Consider the following 16,457-nt stretch of genomic DNA (forward strand, 5'->3'; position numbering starts at 1 on the left):
CGGCGGAAGTGGTGGGCGGCTCGCTGGGTGGTGCGACTAGCGGCGGCTGCGCGGCTCGTCGTCGCGCTCGACCTCGACGCGCTCCTTGCGGACCTCGCCCTTGACGTCCCTCTGCTCGGTGACGGCCTCCTTCTCGAGCCGGACCCGTTCCGTGGCCTCCGTGCGCTTCTGCACGACCGGTTCCTCGCGGTGCAGCGTCACCTCGGCCTGCTCGTCGGCGAACGCCTTGCCCGTGCGTGCCGCGTCACCCTGGACCGGCTCGCGGACGACCCGGACCTCCTCGTGCGTGACCGGCACGGTGATGTTGCGCTGCTCGGTCACCGTGTGCTTGACCAGCCGGACGCGGCCCGCCTCGACGTTGCGGGTGCCCACGTCGAGCCGCTCCTCCGAGAGCGTGACCTCGGCCGAGTCGTCCGCCGCGCGGCGTTCGTGCCGGCCCTGCTGCGCGCCCGCCTCCTGACGGCGCTGCCCGGCCGCCTGCCTGCCGTCGAGGCGGTCGTGCTCACCGGTCTTGGCCTGCGGGATCATCCCGTAGTGCCGGTAGAGGGCGTCCTGCTCCTCGTCCGTCATGTGGTCGTCCGCGGTGTGCATGCTCGGCGAGTCCTTCACCTGCTGCTTGCTCACCGGCACGGTGATCGCGCCGCCCGCCACCTGGCCCTGCTGGATCGGGACGAAGCTCTCCTTCATCCCGAACAGTCCGGTGTGGACCTCGGCCCACATCGGCTTGCCGGTGCCGTCCTCGAGCCAGACCCGCTTGACCGACCCGATCTTCTCGCCCTTGTTGTCGATCACGTCGCAGTCGTACAGAGCCTCAACGTGCGTCTGATCGATCATGGTCGTCGTCCCTCCGCGTTGGCTGTCGCTTGCAGACGCGAAGTACCCGCCGCCGGGAATGCAATCTCGGGTGCCCTCCGACCGGGTGACCGTGGCCGCCTGTCAGTTCAGCCGAGTGGGGGACGGACTCACCACGGCACGACGCCCTCGTCGTCGAAGAAGCCGCCGCGCGGGCCGTCGTCCGGGAGAGTGGCGAGCCGCACGGCGATCGCGGCGCCCTGCTCGGGGGTCCGGTCCGGGGCGTGACCGGTGAAGTCCGTCGCGACGTAGCCGGGGCAGCAGGCGTTCACGATGACGTTCGTGTCGGCGAGCGCCCGTGCGTACTGGGCGGTGAGGCTGTTGAGCATCGTCTTCGACGGCGCGTACGCGGCCATGACCGGACCCGTCCGCAACGTCAGCGAGCCCATGTTGCTCGACACGTTGACGATGCGCGGCGACGGGGAGCGGCGCAGCAGCGGGAGCACGGCGTTCGTCACGCGCACGACGCCGAACACGTTGGTGTCGAGCACCGTGCGGACGACGTCGAGGTCGAGCGACGTCGGGTCCTGCGGCCACGAGCCGCTGATGCCGGCGTTGTTGACGAGCACGTCGAGCCGGTCGAGGGTGGCCGCCGCCTCGGTGGCGCTGTCGTCGGAGGTGACGTCCAGCGCGACGCCGAACGCGTCGACCCCCTTGGCGCGCAGGCGCTCGACGGCCTCCTTGCGGCGGACGTCGTCGCGGGCGCCCACCGCGACGGTGAAGCCGAGTGCTCCGAGCCCCTCGGCGATGGCGAAGCCGATTCCCTTGTTCGCGCCGGTGACCAGCGCGGTCTTCTTCTCACTCACGCGACCCATGCTCGGCGCGTGGGCCCACCACTGTCCAAGATCGATCCAGTAAGCCCTGATACCCGCCGGGTATTAGGCTTCGGGCGTGGACGACCTCGAGACCCGCGAGCTCCGCTACTTCGTCGCGGTCGCGGAGGAGCTCCACTTCGGACGCGCCGCCGAACGGCTCGGCATCGCGCAACCGCCGCTCTCGCGGGCGATCCTCCAGCTGGAACGGCGGCTCGGCGTGAAGCTCCTCGACCGGGACCGCCGGGGCGCGGCGCTGACCGGCGCGGGCGAGGTGCTGCTGCGGGAGGCCCGCACGGCCCTCGACGCCGTCGCGGCCGCCGCCCGCCGGACGCGCCGTGCCGCGGACCCGTCGCGGCCGTTGGTGCTCGTGACGAAGGCCGGGGCGTCGCACGAGCTGTTGCGCGACCTGCTCGACGCGGCCGAGACCCCGGTCGAGGTCCTGCTGTGCGAGGTGGGGGAGCAGGCGCACCGGCTGCGCGACGGGCAGGCCGACGTGGCCGTCATGCACCGCCCGTACGACGACCTCGCCGGCTTCGAGACCCAGGACCTGCACGTCGAGGGCCAGGTGGCGATCGTCCCGGCGACGCACCCGCTCGCGGCGCGCGAGAGCGTCGCGCTGGCCGAGGTGAGCGACGTGCCGGGCCTGCCGATCGCCCGCTGGCCCCGCCTGGACGGCACCTACCCGGAGGGGCCGGGCCCCGAGGTGCGCACGCAGTCGCAGCTGGCCCAGCTGGTGGCGCTCGGCCTGACTCTGCTCGTCATCCCGGCGTCGAGCCGCGCCTGGCAGTGGCCGGAGCACGTCGCGGTGCCGGTCGTCGACGCGCCGGACGTCACGACGGTGCTCGCCTGGCCGCCCGGATCACCGGTCGGGCCGCTGGTCCGCGCGGCCAGGCGTCGCTTCCTAGTCGCAGACGGCTCCGCGTGAGGCGGAGCCGACCAGCTTGGCGTACTTGGCGAGCACACCGCGTTCGTAGCGCGGCGGCAGCGGCGCCCAGCCTTCTCGACGGCTGTCCAGGTCTGCCTCGACGTCCAGCGTGCCCTCGGCGACGTTCAGCGTGATCCGGTCGCCGTCCCGCACGAACGCGATGGGTCCGCCGTCCACTGCCTCGGGCGCCACGTGCCCGACGCAGAGTCCGGTGGTGCCACCGGAGAACCGGCCGTCGGTGAGCAGCAGGACGTCCTTGCCGAGGCCCGCGCCCTTGATCGCCGCGGTGATCGCGAGCATCTCCCGCATGCCCGGCCCGCCCTTGGGGCCCTCGTAACGGATCACCACGACGTCGCCTGCGGTGATGGTGCCGTCCTCGAGGGCGTCCATCGCGGCGCGCTCGCGGTCGAACACGCGCGCGGTGCCGGTGAAGACGTCGGAGTCGAAGCCCGCGGACTTGACCACGGCGCCCTCCGGGGCGAGCGAGCCCTTGAGGATCGTGATGCCGCCGGTGTGGTGGATGGGCTTGTCGAGCGCGCGCAGCACCAGGCCGTCCGGGTCGGGCGGGGCGATGTCGGCGAGGTTCTCCGCGACGGTGCGGCCGGTGACGGTGAGGCAGTCGCCGTGCAGCAGACCCGCGTCCAGCAACGCCTTCATCACCACGGGCACGCCGCCGATGCGGTCGACGTCCGTCATGACGTGCCGCCCGAACGGCTTCACGTCCGCCAGGTGCGGCACGCGCGCGCCGATGCGACTGAAGTCGTCCAGCGACAGTTCGACGCCGGCCTCGTGCGCGATGGCGAGCAGGTGCAGCACGGCGTTGGTGGAGCCGCCGAACGCCATGACGACGGCGATCGCGTTCTCGAACGCCTCGCGCGTCATGATCTGCCGCGCGGTGATGCCCCTGCGCAGCATCTCGACGACGGCCTGGCCGGACCGGCGCGCGAACCCGTCACGACGGCGGTCGGTGGCCGGGGGAGCGGCACTGCCCGGCAGCGACATGCCGAGCGCCTCGGCCGCGCTGGCCATGGTGTTCGCGGTGTACATGCCGCCGCACGCGCCCTCGCCGGGGCAGATCGCGCGTTCGATCAGGTCGACGTCCTCACGGCTCATCAGCCCGCGCGCGCAGGCCCCGACGGCCTCGAACGCGTCGATGATGGTGACTTCCTTCTCGGTGCCGTCGGACAGCGTCACCCGGCCGGGCAGAATCGAGCCGGCGTAGAGGAACACGCTGGCGAGGTCGAGCCGAGCCGCCGCCATCAGCATGCCGGGCAACGACTTGTCGCACCCCGCGAGCAGCACCGACCCGTCGAGGCGCTCGGCCTGCATGACGGTCTCGACGCTGTCCGCGATCACCTCGCGCGAGACCAGCGAGAAGTGCATGCCCTCGTGGCCCATGGAGATGCCGTCCGACACCGAGATCGTGCCGAACTCCAGCGGATACCCGCCCGCCGCGTGCACACCGTCCTTGGACGCCTTCGCGAGGCGGTCCAGCGACAGGTTGCACGGCGTGATCTCGTTCCAGGACGAGGCGACGCCGATCTGCGGCTTCTCCCAGTCCTCGTCACCCATGCCGACGGCCCGGAGCATGCCGCGCGCGGCGGTGCGCTCCAGGCCGTCGGTCACGTCGCGGCTGCGTGGCTTCACGTCCGGTGTCTCGGTCATGAGAGCACGCTAGTCGCTCCTACGAGGGGTTTGCCGCGTGAGTCAGCGTCTCCCAGGCGATGAAGAGGTTGTCGGTCGCGTGTGGACGGTTCGACTCGGTGTAGATCTTCGTGTTCGCCATGGCGATGCCGAGGCGGGTGTTCAGCGCGTTGAAGCTGACCTCCGGCGTCGGCCCGAGCTCGCGGGAGTAGCTCCCGCCGCACAGCCAGGACGGCACGGGCTCGCCGTTCTGGTACTTCGTGTGCAGGCCCCACGCGTGCCGCATGCGGTCCTTGATCTCACCCCAGATGTCCTGGCCCTGGATGTGCGCGGTCTCGGCGAGGTGCGAGGCGGCGCTCAGCCCGTACGCCGTGTGCGCGAAGTCCCGGCAGGTCTCCTGAGTCAGGCCGTCGACGAACGTGGACTGGTTGTGCCAGTACGAGATGATCTCGGCCCTGGTGTCGATCCCGCTGCCCGGCGGCGTCTTCGGCAGCGCGCCGTCCGAGGTCAGGTAGATGAACGCCTGGATGCGCGTCCGGAAGATGCCGATCGCCTTGTCGTAGGCGGCCCTGTCCTCCAGGAACACCGCGATGCCGATCGACGCCTCCATCATGCTGAGCTCCCAGTTGCCGTTGGTGTTCGCACGGCCGTTCTGGATCTCGGGCAGGTAGACGGTGCGCAGCATCGTGCCGAACCGCGCGCTGTTCGGCCAGTTGCCGTACACGTGCTTGATGATCTCGGCGGCCTTCGGCCAGCTGCTGGCCGACCACGCCGTCTGCAGCGGGGCGTTGGAGTTGGTGTGGTCGCGGATCGTGTTCGACCAGGCGTCCATGATCTGGATCGCCTTGGTCGCGTACCGGGCGTCCCGCGTGACGTACCAGGCGAGGGAGAGGGTGTAGGCGGCGAGGGCGTCCTCGCGCTCGTCGGTGCAGCCGTTGTTGGGGTTGCTGACGGGTCCGCACTCCACGACGGCGCGCGGCTTCGGCGTGCGGTTGAGGTCGGCGTACTTGGAGGCCAGCATGCGGTCGTAGGCGAGCTTCCACGGCTGCGCGCCGGCCAGGACCTTGGTGCGCATGAAGTCCAGCTGTGGCCGGGAGACCACGACTCCCGGGTGGACGAACGTCGCCGGTGCCGCTTGGGCTGGGGCGGTGACCGGGACCAGAAGGGATGCCAGCAGTGCGATCAGCACCGTGCAGGAGCGGGTGACCATGCGGCCAGTGTTAGTGGTCTATACCTATCGGGTCAATGATTCCGGAACAGGGTTCACGGTGGTGAACCGATTCGCATTTCTGAACGATCCGGCCGGTCCGAAATGCGTTTGAACCTGGTGTCGCAGCGCGAAAGGCTGTGGTTCATGGTCGCCGGCACTTCGTCTTCCTCGATCCCGACGGCAGCATGGGCGAGGACTGGTTGTACGTGGTGATCGAGGCGAAGACCGGAGTCGTCTACCAGCAGCAGTACGGAGGGACCGCGTGTCGGCACGGCGCGGTGGAGGGTTTCCTCGTGCCGCTGTTCGGTCCTGACGGACTGGACGCACTGCGCGAGTTGTTCGAAACTCACTTCCGCGGTGCGGGCGTCCAGAGTCACGAGTGGTCGGACGACGAGCTGGCGAGACTCCGTGAAGGCGTCGCGATGATCGCTTGTTGGGCATGTGACGGGTCGGAGGAGGAGCTGACCGTCCTGCGGCTGGACGAGCGCCGGATGCGGGAGGCTGACGAGGCGTGGATCCCTGTTGTCACGCCGGACGGACCCGGAATCCTCGTGTGGTGCAACTCGGACTGACGCCCGCTTTGGACGGTGAAGGGCCCCGGTGCGCGGGAGGTGCACCGGGGCCCTTCGTCTACCGAACAACGCGGTCAGGGCGTCACTCGCGGCACTTCTTGCCGGAGTTCACGCAGTTGACCAGGCGGTTCATGATCTTCTGCGACATCACGTTCGCGAAGTCGTCGTGGTCGGTGAGCGGGTTGTGCTCCTCCTCCGGGAAGGAGTCGACCAGGTAGCGCCCGTCCTTCTGGACGTCGAGCGGGATGTTGTAGGTCAGCGAGATGCGCAGCTGCGGCACGGCCTTGAAGCCCTGCTTGCACTTGCCGTTGGCGTCGGGGAACACGATGTGGTCGCGGTGGTTCGCGGAGTCGATGTTCTTGCCGTCCCAGCAGCTCGGGAAGTCGTGCACGCGCTTGACCTTCGAGCCCTGCGGGCAGATCGGGTACTTGTCCATCAGGACCTTGTCCTCGAAGCCCGTGCAGGTCCAGGACGCCTTGGCGTTCTTCGGGCCGTTCTGGCCGGCCTTGGCGTCGCCGTAGAGCACGCGCAGGAACTTGGGCATCGCGGTGACCTTGCCGACGGGCGAGCCGCGGAAGGTGAGGTCCACGACGGCCGGGCGCTGGATCTTGCCCTCGTTGCCCTCGAGCTCGTTGTCGGCGCCCTCTTCGGGGTTGGCCTGCTGCTTCTTCTGCTCGGTGCCCTCGGCCTGGGCGTCGTCACTGTTCTGGCCACCGTTGTCGAGGCCCTGCTCGCCGGCCGCCTTGTCCTTCACAGCACAGGCGGCGGCCGGGTTGAGGTCCGGGGCCTGCTGGCCCTGGCGGCTGAACGCCAGCATCATCCGGTTGAGGATGGCGGCGCGCTTCTCGCGCGTCGGGCCGACGATCACGTTGTCACGGTCCTGGGCCTTGGTCGTGGCGACCTTCTTCTCGGCCTCGGCGGTCACGTTCTCGAGGTTCTCGAGTTCCTTGTCGATCTCCGCCTGGGCCGCGTCCGGGACGTTCTCCGGCAGCAGCGACGCGACGTCGGGGCACTCGAGCTGCGCCGCTTCCTTGGCGGCCTTGTCCTTGTCCTGCTGGGCCTTGTCGTCCTTCTTGGGCGGGGCCTGCTCGGCGGGCGGCGCGGCCTCCTCCGGCTCCTCGTCGATGATGCGCACGACGGGCCAGAAGTAGGCGGACTTGTCGCCGTTCTTGCAGGTCGTGCCCGCCGCCTGGAGCGACTGGTTGTTCGAGTCCGCGTTGGTGGACAGGTTGCCGACGTAGTCGTGCAGGTGCTGGGCACCGTTGCGGACACCAGGCTGCGCGATGAAGTTGTCCGGGTTGAAGTGCCCGTTCTCGTTCCGCCCGCAGTTCACGGTGAACGTGCCTGTGGTGGCGTTGTTCTGCTGCCTTGGTTTCTTCACGTTCGGCTTCACCTTGGTGATGTCGACGAACAAGCTCTTGTCCGCACCGTCGGCGAGCGCGGAGCCATCAGAAGAACTGATGGCCACCACCGCGGCACCGCCCGCGACCACGGCCATCGCCGCAGCGGCGGCGGTGAGCCAGATCGTGGATTTCCTCCGGTGAATAGCCATTTGCCACCTCGTGGTAGTCCGATAAAACGGCATGGCGAAGCTGACGGCGGTATGTTGCCGCTATCTTCGGTTGAACCTGGGTGTGCTTTTTCGGTTAGAACGAACGGGATTTCCGCCGCGATTTCTTCGACCGGGACACCATTCTCATCCCGACCAGTGCGAGCGCGAGCACCGCGATGGCGCCGAAGAAGACGCCGTTGTTGTCACCGAACACGCCTTGCTCGGCGGTGCGGGTGAACCGCGTGCCCTCCGGCACGGTGGGGATCACGCCGTCGGTCGGGTTGGCCGTCTGCCCGGCCGCCTGGTCACCACTCGCGTCCGGTGCTCCGGAGTTGTCCGCGGGTGGTGCAGGCGCGAGCGGCTGCGGCGATTCGAGTCCGGCGAAGTCGACGCGACCCGTGTCCTCGAGCACCTTCATGTGGTCGAAGACGGTGATCATCGCTTGGGTGGAGAGGATGCGGACGAGCTCGTTCTTGGTGCCCGCCCGGATCTGCGCGGCGTAGGCGTAGACCTTGCCGTGCGCCGCGCGGAGGCGGTTGGCGAAGACGGCGTCGAACTCGTCGCCGGTCGCCGCGTCCATCTCGGCGAGCCAGCCCTTCTGCTCGTCCGACGCCTCGGTGGGCAACGTGTGGCCGAGCAGCACGCCCGCCCTGTTCACCACGTTGTCCAGGAGCGTGTGCCCCTCGATGAGGTGCTTGCAGGCCTCTTGGATCTTGGGCTGGTCGGCGCGCTTGGCCTTGCCCTTCTCGCCCGCGGGCTTCTCCCACAGCCCGGCCTGCTTGACCCGGTTCAGGAAGTCCCGGTCGGCCGGTCCGAGCGGACCCCACTGCGTCTGGACGACCTCGTCGCCCTTGCCACCGCTGTCGGGTGGCGGCGTGGAGATGGGCGTGGACGGCGTCGTGCTGGGTTGGCCGACGGCCTCCCCGGTGTTCAGGAGCACCGCCAGCGCACAGCCGGCCAGCGCGACCATCAGTCGCGTCGGCTTCGCCAAGTCCATGGGGAGTCGCACGACCGGGGATACGGCCAGAAGTGGGATGCCGCCTCAGTTCGAGACGTCTACGTTATCGAAACGTTATCGTGGAGGCCGCAACCCCGGCGGAATCCGCTGCAAATGCCCGACATAAGGTCGTGAGCATGAGCAAGCGTTTTGTGGCGTTGGGGGACTCGTTCACCGAGGGCGTGGGCGACGAGGACGCCGGTCGTCCCAACGGGGTGCGCGGCTGGGCGGATCGCGTCGCCGACGTCCTGGGCGCGGCGGACCCCGAGTTCGCCTACGCCAACCTCGCCGTGCGCGGCCGGCTGATGCCGCAGGTGCTGGGCGAGCAGCTCGACCGCGCCCTCGCGATGAAGCCCGACCTCGTCTCGCTCTACGCGGGCGGCAACGACCTCATGCGGCCGAAGGTCGACATCGACGGGCTGATGCGCCGCTACCGCGCGGCCGTCGCACGGCTCGTCAACGCGGGCGCGCGCGTAATCCTCTTCACGGGCGTCGACGGCGCGGACGACCCGGTGTTCCGCAAGATGCGCGGACGCGTCGCCATCTACAACGAGCACGTGCGCTCGATCGCTCAGGAGCACTCGTGCGTGCTCGTCGACATGTGGAACATGCGTCAGCTCCGCGACCGTCGCATGTGGTCCCACGACCGGCTGCACCTGAACTCGCTGGGCCACACCGAGGTCGCCATCTCCGTGCTGGAGGGCCTCGGCGTCGAGCACGCGCTGGAGCGGACCCTGCTCGGCGTCGCGCCGCTCGTCGACCGCCGCGTCCGGCGCGCGGAGGACTGGAAGTGGGCGCGCGAGCACGTCGTGCCGTGGGTGGTGCGGCGGGTGCGCGGGGAGTCGTCCGGTGACGTGATCCAGCCGCGCCGCCCGGAGCTGCTGCCGCCGTCGTGAAGTAGAACGTGTTCCTTGCGGCCCTCCATAACGAGTGTTCCGCGTTTCGGTGACGGGTTTCGCCGTGATTCTTTGCATGTAGAACGCGTTCTAGATATCGCTTGGGTCTGGATGCATGCAGATCCCTAGCGTCGGTGCGCATGCGAGCCAGGACCGCACTGATCGCCCTGACGATCTGCGCGTTGGTCGCCGGGTGCGGGAGCAGGCTCACCGACGAGCAACGCGCGGCACTCGTCGTGCCCCAGGGCGGCTCGGCGGGCGTGCAGGACGGCGCGGTGGCCGGCGAGGACGGCACCGTGCCCGAGGGCGCCGCCGAGCAGCCGGGCGCCGCGAACCCGCAGGAGGCCGACAAGAAACCGGTCCCGCCCGGCAGCATCGCGGGCGGGTGCCAGGGCACCGGCGGCGCCACGGACAAGGGCGTCACGGCCGGCGAGATCACCATCGCCAACATCTCCGACATCAGCGGCCCGGTGCCCGGCATCTTCCAGTCGGCGCAACAGGCCACCAAGGCGTTCGTCGAGTACTTCAACGCCACCCAGGGTTCGGTGTGCGGCCGCAAGCTCAAGCTCGTCTCGTTCGACTCGCGCACCGACAGCGGCGGCGACCAGCAGGCCACCTCCCAGGCCTGTGACCAGGCCTTCGCCCTGGTGGGCTCGATGTCGGCCTTCGACCAGGGCGGCGGACCGGCCGCCGCCGGCTGCGGCATCCCCGACCTGCGCGCCTCGACCGTCACCGCGCAACGCCAGCGCACGCCCGTGAGCTTCGGCGTGGCGTCGAACGTCGTGAACCTCGTCTCGTCCGCGGGCCCGGACCTGGTCAAGTCGAGCTTCCCCGGCGCCGTCGGTGCCGCGGCGTACCTGTACCTGAACGCCGACGCGAGCGCGCAGAACGCCAAGAGCATGCAGAAGGCTGCCGAGGCGCGCGGGATCAAGTTCGTGTACTCGCAGGCCATCGACATCACGGACGTCAACTACGCGCCGTACGTGGCGAAGCTGAAGGAGACCGGCACCAAGATCGTCTACTGGATCGGCTCGGCCCAGTACGCGGTGCGGTTGCAGCAGGCCATGCGGCAGCAGGGGTACACGCCGGAGGCGTTCATCACCGACCCGTCGGCCTACGACCCGGCCTACGTGAAGCAGGGCGGCGCGGCGGTCGACGGCACAGTCGTCTACACGAACGGCGCGCTGTTCGAGGAGCCCAACGCGCAGATGGCGCTGTACAAGCAGTGGCTCGGGCGGGTCGCGCCCGGCGCGGCGCCGTCGTACTTCGGGATGTTCGCCTGGGCGGCGGCGCGGCTGTTCGTCACGACGGCGGCGAAGGTGGGGCCGCAGCTCACGCGCAAGGCGATGCTGGACGCGGTGCGCGGGGTGCACGACTTCACGGCCGAGGGCCTGGTGGCGCCGCAGGACGTCGGGGGGAAGCGGACGTCGGCGTGCATGGCGCTGGTGCGGCTGAAGGGTGGCGCGTGGTCGCGGCTGGCGCCGGGGTCGGGGTACTCGTGCGGGTCGTTGATCGACACGGGGGTGGGCGGATGACCGCCCTCCTCGCCTACACGGTCTTCGGCCTCGTCACCGGCGGCGCCTACGCCGTCGTCGCGGGCGGTCTCGTCCTCACCTACAGCACCTCCAAGGTGTTCAACGTCGGCCACGGCGCCATCGGCATGGTCATGGCCTTCCTCTACTGGGAACTGGCCGAGAACCGCGGCCTCCCGCAGTGGCTCGCCCTGCTGCTCGTGGTCGGCGTGTGCGCGCCGCTGTTCGGCCTCGTCGTCGAACGGTTCGTCATGCGACGCCTGGCCGGCGCACCGGTCGGCATCACGCTGGTGGCGGGCGTCGGCGTGCTGGTCGGGCTCATCGGCGTGGCGCAGGTGGTGTGGCCGCCGATGGCAAGGCCGGTGCGGCCGTTCCTCGACCAGCTGGGCATCCACATCGGACAGTCGTTCGTCAGCGGGCACGACCTGGTGACGCTGGTGTGCGCGGTGCTGGTCGCGGGCGGGTTGTACGTGCTGCTGAACCGGACGCGGACGGGGCTCGCGATGCGGGCGTGCGTGGACGCGCCGGAGCTCGCCTCGCTGTACGGCACGCGGCCCACGCGGTTGTCGGCGTTGAGCTGGGCGATCGGATCGGCGTTGGCGGCGCTGGGCGGGATCCTGCTGACGCCGGTGGTGCAGCTCGACTACGTGACGATGACGTTGCTCGTGATCACCGCGTACACCGCGGCGCTGGTGGGACGGCTCAAGAGTCTGCCGTGGACGTTCGCGGGGGCGCTGGGGCTCGGGCTGGTGCAGTCGTACGCGGTGGCGTACCTGCCGTCCTCGCCGTTCTGGATCTCGTTCCGGGCCGCGATCCCGGCCTTGTCGCTGTTCGTCGTGCTGCTGGTGATGCCGCAGTCGCCGTTGCGGATCGGTGGTGTCCGGGGGACGCGCGGGATGGCCACGCCGAGCACGCTGACGACCTGGGTGGCCGCCGGGTTGTTCGGTGCGACGGCGGTCGTGCTGGCGTTGCTGGTGGACCCGGTGGTGGCGGGGCAGCTCGCGCTGGCACTGGTGTTCGGGATCGTGCTGCTGTCGATGGTGCTGCTCACCGGGTACGGCGGGGTGGTGTCGCTGGGGCAGTTCACGTTCGTCGGGGTCGGCGCGGTGACGGTGGCACGGCTCGGGAGCGCCTCGCCGGTGGCCCTGCTGATCGGTGCCGGGGTCGCGGCGGCGGTCGGGGCGTTGATCGCGTTGACGGCGTTGCGGGTCAGCGGGCTCTACCTGGCGCTGGCGACGCTGGGGTTCGCGCAGCTCATGGACAAGCTGGTGCTCCAGTCACCGATCGCGTTCGGGGTGCGGGGGAGCCTGCAGGTGCCGAAGCTGATCGAGTCGGCGAGCGGGCAGCTGTTGCTGGCGGCGGGCACCTTCGTCCTCGTCGGGGCCGGGGTGCTGGCGATCCGGCGCGGACGGCTCGGGCGGCGCATGATCGCGGTCAAGGACAGCTCGGCGGCGTGCGCGACCCTGGGGCTCAACGTGCGCTGGATCCGGGTGTGGGTGTTCTCGCTGTCGGCGGCGATCGCGGGGCTCGCGGGCGGGTTGTTCGCGCAGCTGCGGGAGACCGTGGCGGCGAGCGACTTCCAGCTGTTCAACAACCTGCCGTTGCTGCTGTTCGCGGTGATCGCGGGTGTCACGTCGGTGTCCGGCGCGTTGCTCGGCGGGGTGTTGCTGATGCTGCTCCCCGTGCTGCAGAGCGGTTTCCCGGCGTTCGCGGGGGTGGCGGTCGTGCTGCTCGGCGTGGCGGCGGCCGGGCTGGCGCGTGACCCGAACGGACTGGTCAGCTGGGGTTTCCGGGCCTGGTCCTGGCGGCGCGCATGAGCACGCTCAGGGTGCGGGGTGTGACGGTCCGCTTCGGCGAGGTGACCGCGGTGAACGACGTGACGCTCACCGTGAAGCCCGGTGTCACGGGGCTGATCGGGCCGAACGGCGCGGGCAAGACGACGTTGTTCGACGTGATCAGCGGACTGCGCAGGCCGTCCGCGGGGCAGGTGCTGCTCGACGAGGAGGACATCACCTCCAAGGGCCCGCACCAGCGGTCCAGGATGGGCGTCGCGCGGACGTTCCAGCGGCTGGAGGTCTTCGGGTCGCTGACGGTCTGGGAGAACGTCGTGGTGGCATTGGAGAGCCGCCGCCGGCCCGCGAAACTGGCTCGTGAGTTCCTGGACCGGGTGGGGATCGCCGAGTTCGCGGACAACCAGGCCGACACCGTGCCCACCGGGGCGGCACGGCTGCTGGAGCTGGCCCGCGCACTGGCCACCGACCCGGTGGTGCTGCTGCTCGACGAACCGTCGTCCGGGCTCGACCGCGCGGAGACCGACGCGTTCGGCGAACTGTTGCGGCAGCTGAGCGCGGAGGGCCGCTCGGTCGTGCTGGTCGAGCACGACATGGACCTCGTCATGGGCTACTGCGACCAGGTGCACGTGCTGAACCTGGGGCGGCTGCTGGTCTCCGGCACCCCGGACGTCGTCCGCGCCGACGAAGGAGTCCGGGAGGCGTACCTCGGATGATCGACCTGATGGACGTCCACGCGGGCTACGGCCGCATCGAGGTGCTGCGCGGTGTCTCGCTGAACGTGCCGCGCGGGACCGTGACCGCGTTGCTCGGCCCGAACGGCGCGGGCAAGTCGACGCTGGTCAAGGTCCTCAGTGGACAGATCAGGGCCACCTCCGGGCACGTCCACCTGGGCGGAGTGCACGTCAACGACTCCGCGCCCGACGAGCTCGCCCGCGCCGGCCTGTGCACGATCCCGGAGGGCCGCGCGATCTTCCCGAACCTGACCGTCGCGGAGAACCTCCGGCTGATGCGCGGGGACGCCGAGGTCGTCTACGCGCGGTTCCCCAAGCTCAAAGCACGGCAGAAGCAGCTCGCCGGCTCGATGTCCGGTGGTGAGCAGCAGATGCTGGCGTTCTCGCGCGCGTTGATCACCGATCCGGCCGTGCTGGTGATCGACGAGCTGTCGATGGGGCTCGCGCCGGTGATCGTCGCCGAGCTGTACGAGGTCGTGGCGGAGCTGGCGCGCTCCGGCGTCACGATGCTGATCGTGGAGCAGTTCGCCGAGACCGCCTCCGCCGTCGCCGACCAGGTCGTCGTGATGACGCACGGCGAGATCGCCGCCGACGGCGACCTGGCCACCGTCTACTTCGGAGGGACGTCATGAGGTACGCGCTCGTCCTGCTGCTCCTCCTGCTGTCCCCGGCGCCGGCGAGGGCCGCGGACATCGGCGGCTTCACGCTGTCCGCCCGCGCCGCGCCCGTCTCCGTGCTGCTGCACACCGACCTGATCCCGGTGCCCGCCGAACCGCAGGGCGAAGCGCACCTGTCCTACACCCAGACCGAACTGGGTTCCGGCCCGATCGGCCGCTCGCTCGCCAGTTCGCTCTGGCCCGGCGCGGCCGTCGGCACCGGCCTGCCGCAGCTGCTCGGGTTCGCGTATCCCGTTCAGGCCAACGCCGCGCACCCCGGTGGCCCCGCCGACCAGTCGCAACCGGGCATGCGCGCCGCCGCGGGCGCCGCCAAGGCCGAGTCCTACGCGGGCGCCAAACAAGAGGTGCCGTTTCTGCTGACCACTGACGGCCTGTCGTCGAGCAGCGTCAGCACGGTCGGCGCGGCTGAGGCGAAGTCGACGGCCGTGACGTCCGCGCAAACGATTTCGTTGCTGGCCGGGTTGGTCGTGCTGTCGGGCGTCAAGTTCGAGTCCGTGGCCGTGAGCGATGGCAGCAAGGGCAGCGGCACGAGCACGTTCTCGGTCGCCGAGTTCACCGTGCTGAACCAGAAGTTCCCGGTCAAGGCGCCGGACGCACCACCGGACGGGCTGCTGAAGGCGTTGGAACCACTGGGAATCACGCTCACCTGGCCGACGTCGTCCACCAAGGTCGAAGGCACGCAGGCCACCTCGGCCAGTCGCGGCCTCACCCTGACCGTGGACGTGCTGGCGTTGCGCAGCAAGCTCGGCATCGGCGGCATCCTGGACGGCGTTCTGGCCCCGTTGCTGCCCAAGGAACTGGCGCCGCTGCTCAACCCGCTGCGCAAGATGGTCGTGATCGTCGGCGACACCGAGGCGGTCGCAAACGCTTCCGCCTCAGCACCTCTGACCCCACCGGACGCACCGGCCCCGCTCGCCCCCGTGCCACCGGCCTCGGGCGACGCGCCACCGCCCGCACTGGGAGCCGTGCCACCGGTCGCCGGAGTCGCGCCTCCCAAGGCCGTCACACCGGTCGCCTCCGCGCGCACCCGGCCCCGCTCGTTGCTCGACTTCCCCGGCGTACCGGCGCTGCTGGTGCTCACCGGCCTCGGCGTCGCGGCGGCGGGAGCGTTCGGCATGAAGTCGTTCGGCACGTTCCTGCTGGGCGGCGCCCCCTGTCCCTCCGGGCACCCGACCGGTGTCCCCGACCTGAGGGTGAACCCGTGACGATCCAGGACCGGCGCCGCGCCCGGATGCGCGGCGGACTCGGGTTGGTGGGCACGATGCTCATGACGGCGGGCATCGCGGCGATCCTCTTCGCCTGGTGGGGCGTCGCGCACACCGGGTACACGTTCGAGCAGGTCCCGTACGTCGTGTCCGGCGGGATCCTCGGGGTCGGGCTGATCGGGGTCGGCGGGTTCCTCTACTTCGGATCGTGGCTGACGAAGCTGCTGGAGGAGCAGCGGCAGACCACCTACGCGTTGTTGCAGTTGCTCGAGGAGCGCGACCGCGACCGGGCGGAGCGCACCACGGCCTAGCGTGCTGTGAGGGCGTAGGCGGGCAGCGGAACGTTGCCCCGTGCCTGTGCGGTCTGGCGCAGCAGCTCCTTGGCCAGACCGTCCGGTGCCTCGTGCAGCGCGATGGCGATCTCCCAGTCGGCGTCCTGCAACGCGCTGGTGTCCACCTCGCCGATGCCCTCGACCTGCCAGCCCGTGCGGTCGAGCACCTCCAGCAGCGTCGCGCGGGTGATCGGCGCTCGCACGTTGAGGTCGGTGTCCCCGGTGATCCGGTCTTGAGCGAGCACGGCGAGCAGGTGCGGGATCTGGCTCGGGTCCGCGGGTTGCGGGTCCCACTCGGCGAAGCACAGCCGGGAGCCCAGCTCCCGCGCCTTCCCGAGCGTCTGTTCCAGCAGGCCGGCGGAGGCGAAGTACCAGGAGCAGTGGGCGAGCACGACGAGGTCGTACCCGGCGCCGACGTCGTCGGTGAGCACGTCCGTCTCGAAACGCATGCTGATGCGGGAACCGAGAGGCCCGTCGAGCAGGTGCTGGGCGGAGTCGCCGACGGTGATCGGTGCGCCGTAACCGGGAGGCGCGACGTCCGTGCCGACGACCGTCCCACGTGGACCTACCCGGTCGGCGAGCACCGCGGTCATGTCGCCCTGGCCGCACCCGATCTCCAGGACCCGTGCGGCCTCGGGGATCTGCCACGTGCGGGCCAATTGGACACGATAGGCGGTCTGGGTTGCCTGAATGTCCGGATCAAGACTGGAAGTCGCCATGAGGC

At 70.2% G+C, this 16,457-nt stretch carries 16 protein-coding genes; 9 read left to right on the forward strand and 7 right to left on the reverse strand.

Going from position 1 to position 16,457, the window contains the following annotated elements:
* Nucleotides 1-36: 36 nt before the first annotated feature.
* Together ND450_RS01275 and ND450_RS01280 are read right to left on the reverse strand one after the other, a co-directional pair.
* Nucleotides 37-834 carry a DUF2382 domain-containing protein gene (locus ND450_RS01275; RefSeq protein WP_253324317.1) on the reverse strand — a complete coding sequence of 266 codons (798 nt, stop codon included), beginning with the start codon at nucleotides 832-834 and terminating at the stop codon, nucleotides 37-39.
* Nucleotides 835-962: 128 nt separating this feature from the next.
* On the reverse strand, nucleotides 963-1,667 hold the full coding sequence (locus ND450_RS01280) for an SDR family oxidoreductase (RefSeq protein ID WP_253324318.1): 705 nt from the start codon (nucleotides 1,665-1,667) through the stop codon (nucleotides 963-965).
* 76 nt (nucleotides 1,668-1,743) lie between these two features.
* On the opposite strand from ND450_RS01280, the gene ND450_RS01285 reads away from it, so the two are divergent.
* Nucleotides 1,744-2,592 carry a LysR family transcriptional regulator gene (locus ND450_RS01285; protein WP_253324319.1) on the forward strand — a complete coding sequence of 283 codons (849 nt, stop codon included), beginning with the start codon at nucleotides 1,744-1,746 and terminating at the stop codon, nucleotides 2,590-2,592.
* On the opposite strand, the gene ilvD is transcribed toward ND450_RS01285, so the two are convergent.
* Complete coding sequence (ilvD, locus tag ND450_RS01290) at nucleotides 2,569-4,257, reverse strand: dihydroxy-acid dehydratase (protein ID WP_089916323.1); 1,689 nt, start codon at nucleotides 4,255-4,257, stop codon at nucleotides 2,569-2,571. The genes ND450_RS01285 and ilvD overlap by 24 nt on opposite strands.
* Nucleotides 4,258-4,276: 19 nt before the next feature.
* Nucleotides 4,277-5,446, reverse strand: a complete 1,170-nt coding sequence (locus tag ND450_RS01295; protein WP_253324320.1) for an alginate lyase family protein — start codon at nucleotides 5,444-5,446, stop codon at nucleotides 4,277-4,279.
* A gap of 137 nt (nucleotides 5,447-5,583) precedes the next feature.
* Here ND450_RS01295 and ND450_RS01300 point away from each other — a divergent pair, with 137 nt between their 5' ends.
* Nucleotides 5,584-6,018 carry a DUF6210 family protein gene (locus ND450_RS01300; protein ID WP_253324321.1) on the forward strand — a complete coding sequence of 145 codons (435 nt, stop codon included), beginning with the start codon at nucleotides 5,584-5,586 and terminating at the stop codon, nucleotides 6,016-6,018.
* Between the two features lie 82 nt (nucleotides 6,019-6,100).
* On the opposite strand, the gene ND450_RS01305 is transcribed toward ND450_RS01300, so the two are convergent.
* Together ND450_RS01305 and ND450_RS01310 are read right to left on the reverse strand one after the other, a co-directional pair.
* Nucleotides 6,101-7,570, reverse strand: a complete 1,470-nt coding sequence (locus tag ND450_RS01305; RefSeq protein ID WP_253324322.1) for a DUF1996 domain-containing protein — start codon at nucleotides 7,568-7,570, stop codon at nucleotides 6,101-6,103.
* A gap of 94 nt (nucleotides 7,571-7,664) precedes the next feature.
* On the reverse strand, nucleotides 7,665-8,567 hold the full coding sequence (locus ND450_RS01310) for a DUF4142 domain-containing protein (protein ID WP_253324323.1): 903 nt from the start codon (nucleotides 8,565-8,567) through the stop codon (nucleotides 7,665-7,667).
* 137 nt (nucleotides 8,568-8,704) lie between these two features.
* Between ND450_RS01310 and ND450_RS01315 the strand changes: the two genes are divergently transcribed.
* The 7 genes from ND450_RS01315 to ND450_RS01345 all read left to right on the forward strand — a co-directional run bounded on the left by ND450_RS01315 (nucleotide 8,705) and on the right by ND450_RS01345 (nucleotide 15,712).
* Nucleotides 8,705-9,463 (forward strand): SGNH/GDSL hydrolase family protein, encoded by a 759-nt coding sequence (locus tag ND450_RS01315; protein ID WP_253324324.1) that lies wholly within the window; start codon nucleotides 8,705-8,707, stop codon nucleotides 9,461-9,463.
* A 140-nt stretch (nucleotides 9,464-9,603) separates the two neighbouring features.
* Entirely contained in the window at nucleotides 9,604-10,998 is a 1,395-nt protein-coding gene (locus ND450_RS01320; protein WP_253324325.1) for an ABC transporter substrate-binding protein, read from the forward strand.
* The gene (locus ND450_RS01325) at nucleotides 10,995-12,812 is read left to right on the forward strand and encodes an ABC transporter permease (protein WP_253324326.1); all 1,818 of its coding nucleotides are present in this window, start codon (nucleotides 10,995-10,997) and stop codon (nucleotides 12,810-12,812) included. The genes ND450_RS01320 and ND450_RS01325 overlap by 4 nt, the downstream gene beginning before the upstream one ends.
* A complete protein-coding gene (locus tag ND450_RS01330) occupies nucleotides 12,809-13,501 on the forward strand; it encodes an ABC transporter ATP-binding protein (protein WP_253324327.1) in 693 nt (230 codons plus the stop codon). The genes ND450_RS01325 and ND450_RS01330 overlap by 4 nt, the downstream gene beginning before the upstream one ends.
* Nucleotides 13,498-14,151, forward strand: coding sequence for an ABC transporter ATP-binding protein (locus tag ND450_RS01335; protein ID WP_253324328.1), 654 nt, complete (start codon nucleotides 13,498-13,500; stop codon nucleotides 14,149-14,151). The genes ND450_RS01330 and ND450_RS01335 overlap by 4 nt, the downstream gene beginning before the upstream one ends.
* Nucleotides 14,148-15,401, forward strand: a complete 1,254-nt coding sequence (locus ND450_RS01340) for a choice-of-anchor P family protein (RefSeq protein WP_253324329.1) — start codon at nucleotides 14,148-14,150, stop codon at nucleotides 15,399-15,401. The genes ND450_RS01335 and ND450_RS01340 overlap by 4 nt, the downstream gene beginning before the upstream one ends.
* A complete protein-coding gene (locus ND450_RS01345) occupies nucleotides 15,398-15,712 on the forward strand; it encodes a hypothetical protein (RefSeq protein WP_253324330.1) in 315 nt (104 codons plus the stop codon). The genes ND450_RS01340 and ND450_RS01345 overlap by 4 nt, the downstream gene beginning before the upstream one ends.
* On the opposite strand, the gene ND450_RS01350 is transcribed toward ND450_RS01345, so the two are convergent.
* Nucleotides 15,709-16,392 (reverse strand): hypothetical protein, encoded by a 684-nt coding sequence (locus tag ND450_RS01350; RefSeq protein ID WP_253324331.1) that lies wholly within the window; start codon nucleotides 16,390-16,392, stop codon nucleotides 15,709-15,711. The genes ND450_RS01345 and ND450_RS01350 overlap by 4 nt on opposite strands.
* Nucleotides 16,393-16,457: the final 65 nt, after the last annotated feature.

It is taken from the genome of Lentzea sp. HUAS12, assembly GCF_024125735.1.
Taxonomy (GTDB): Bacteria; Actinomycetota; Actinomycetes; order Mycobacteriales; family Pseudonocardiaceae; genus Lentzea; species Lentzea albida.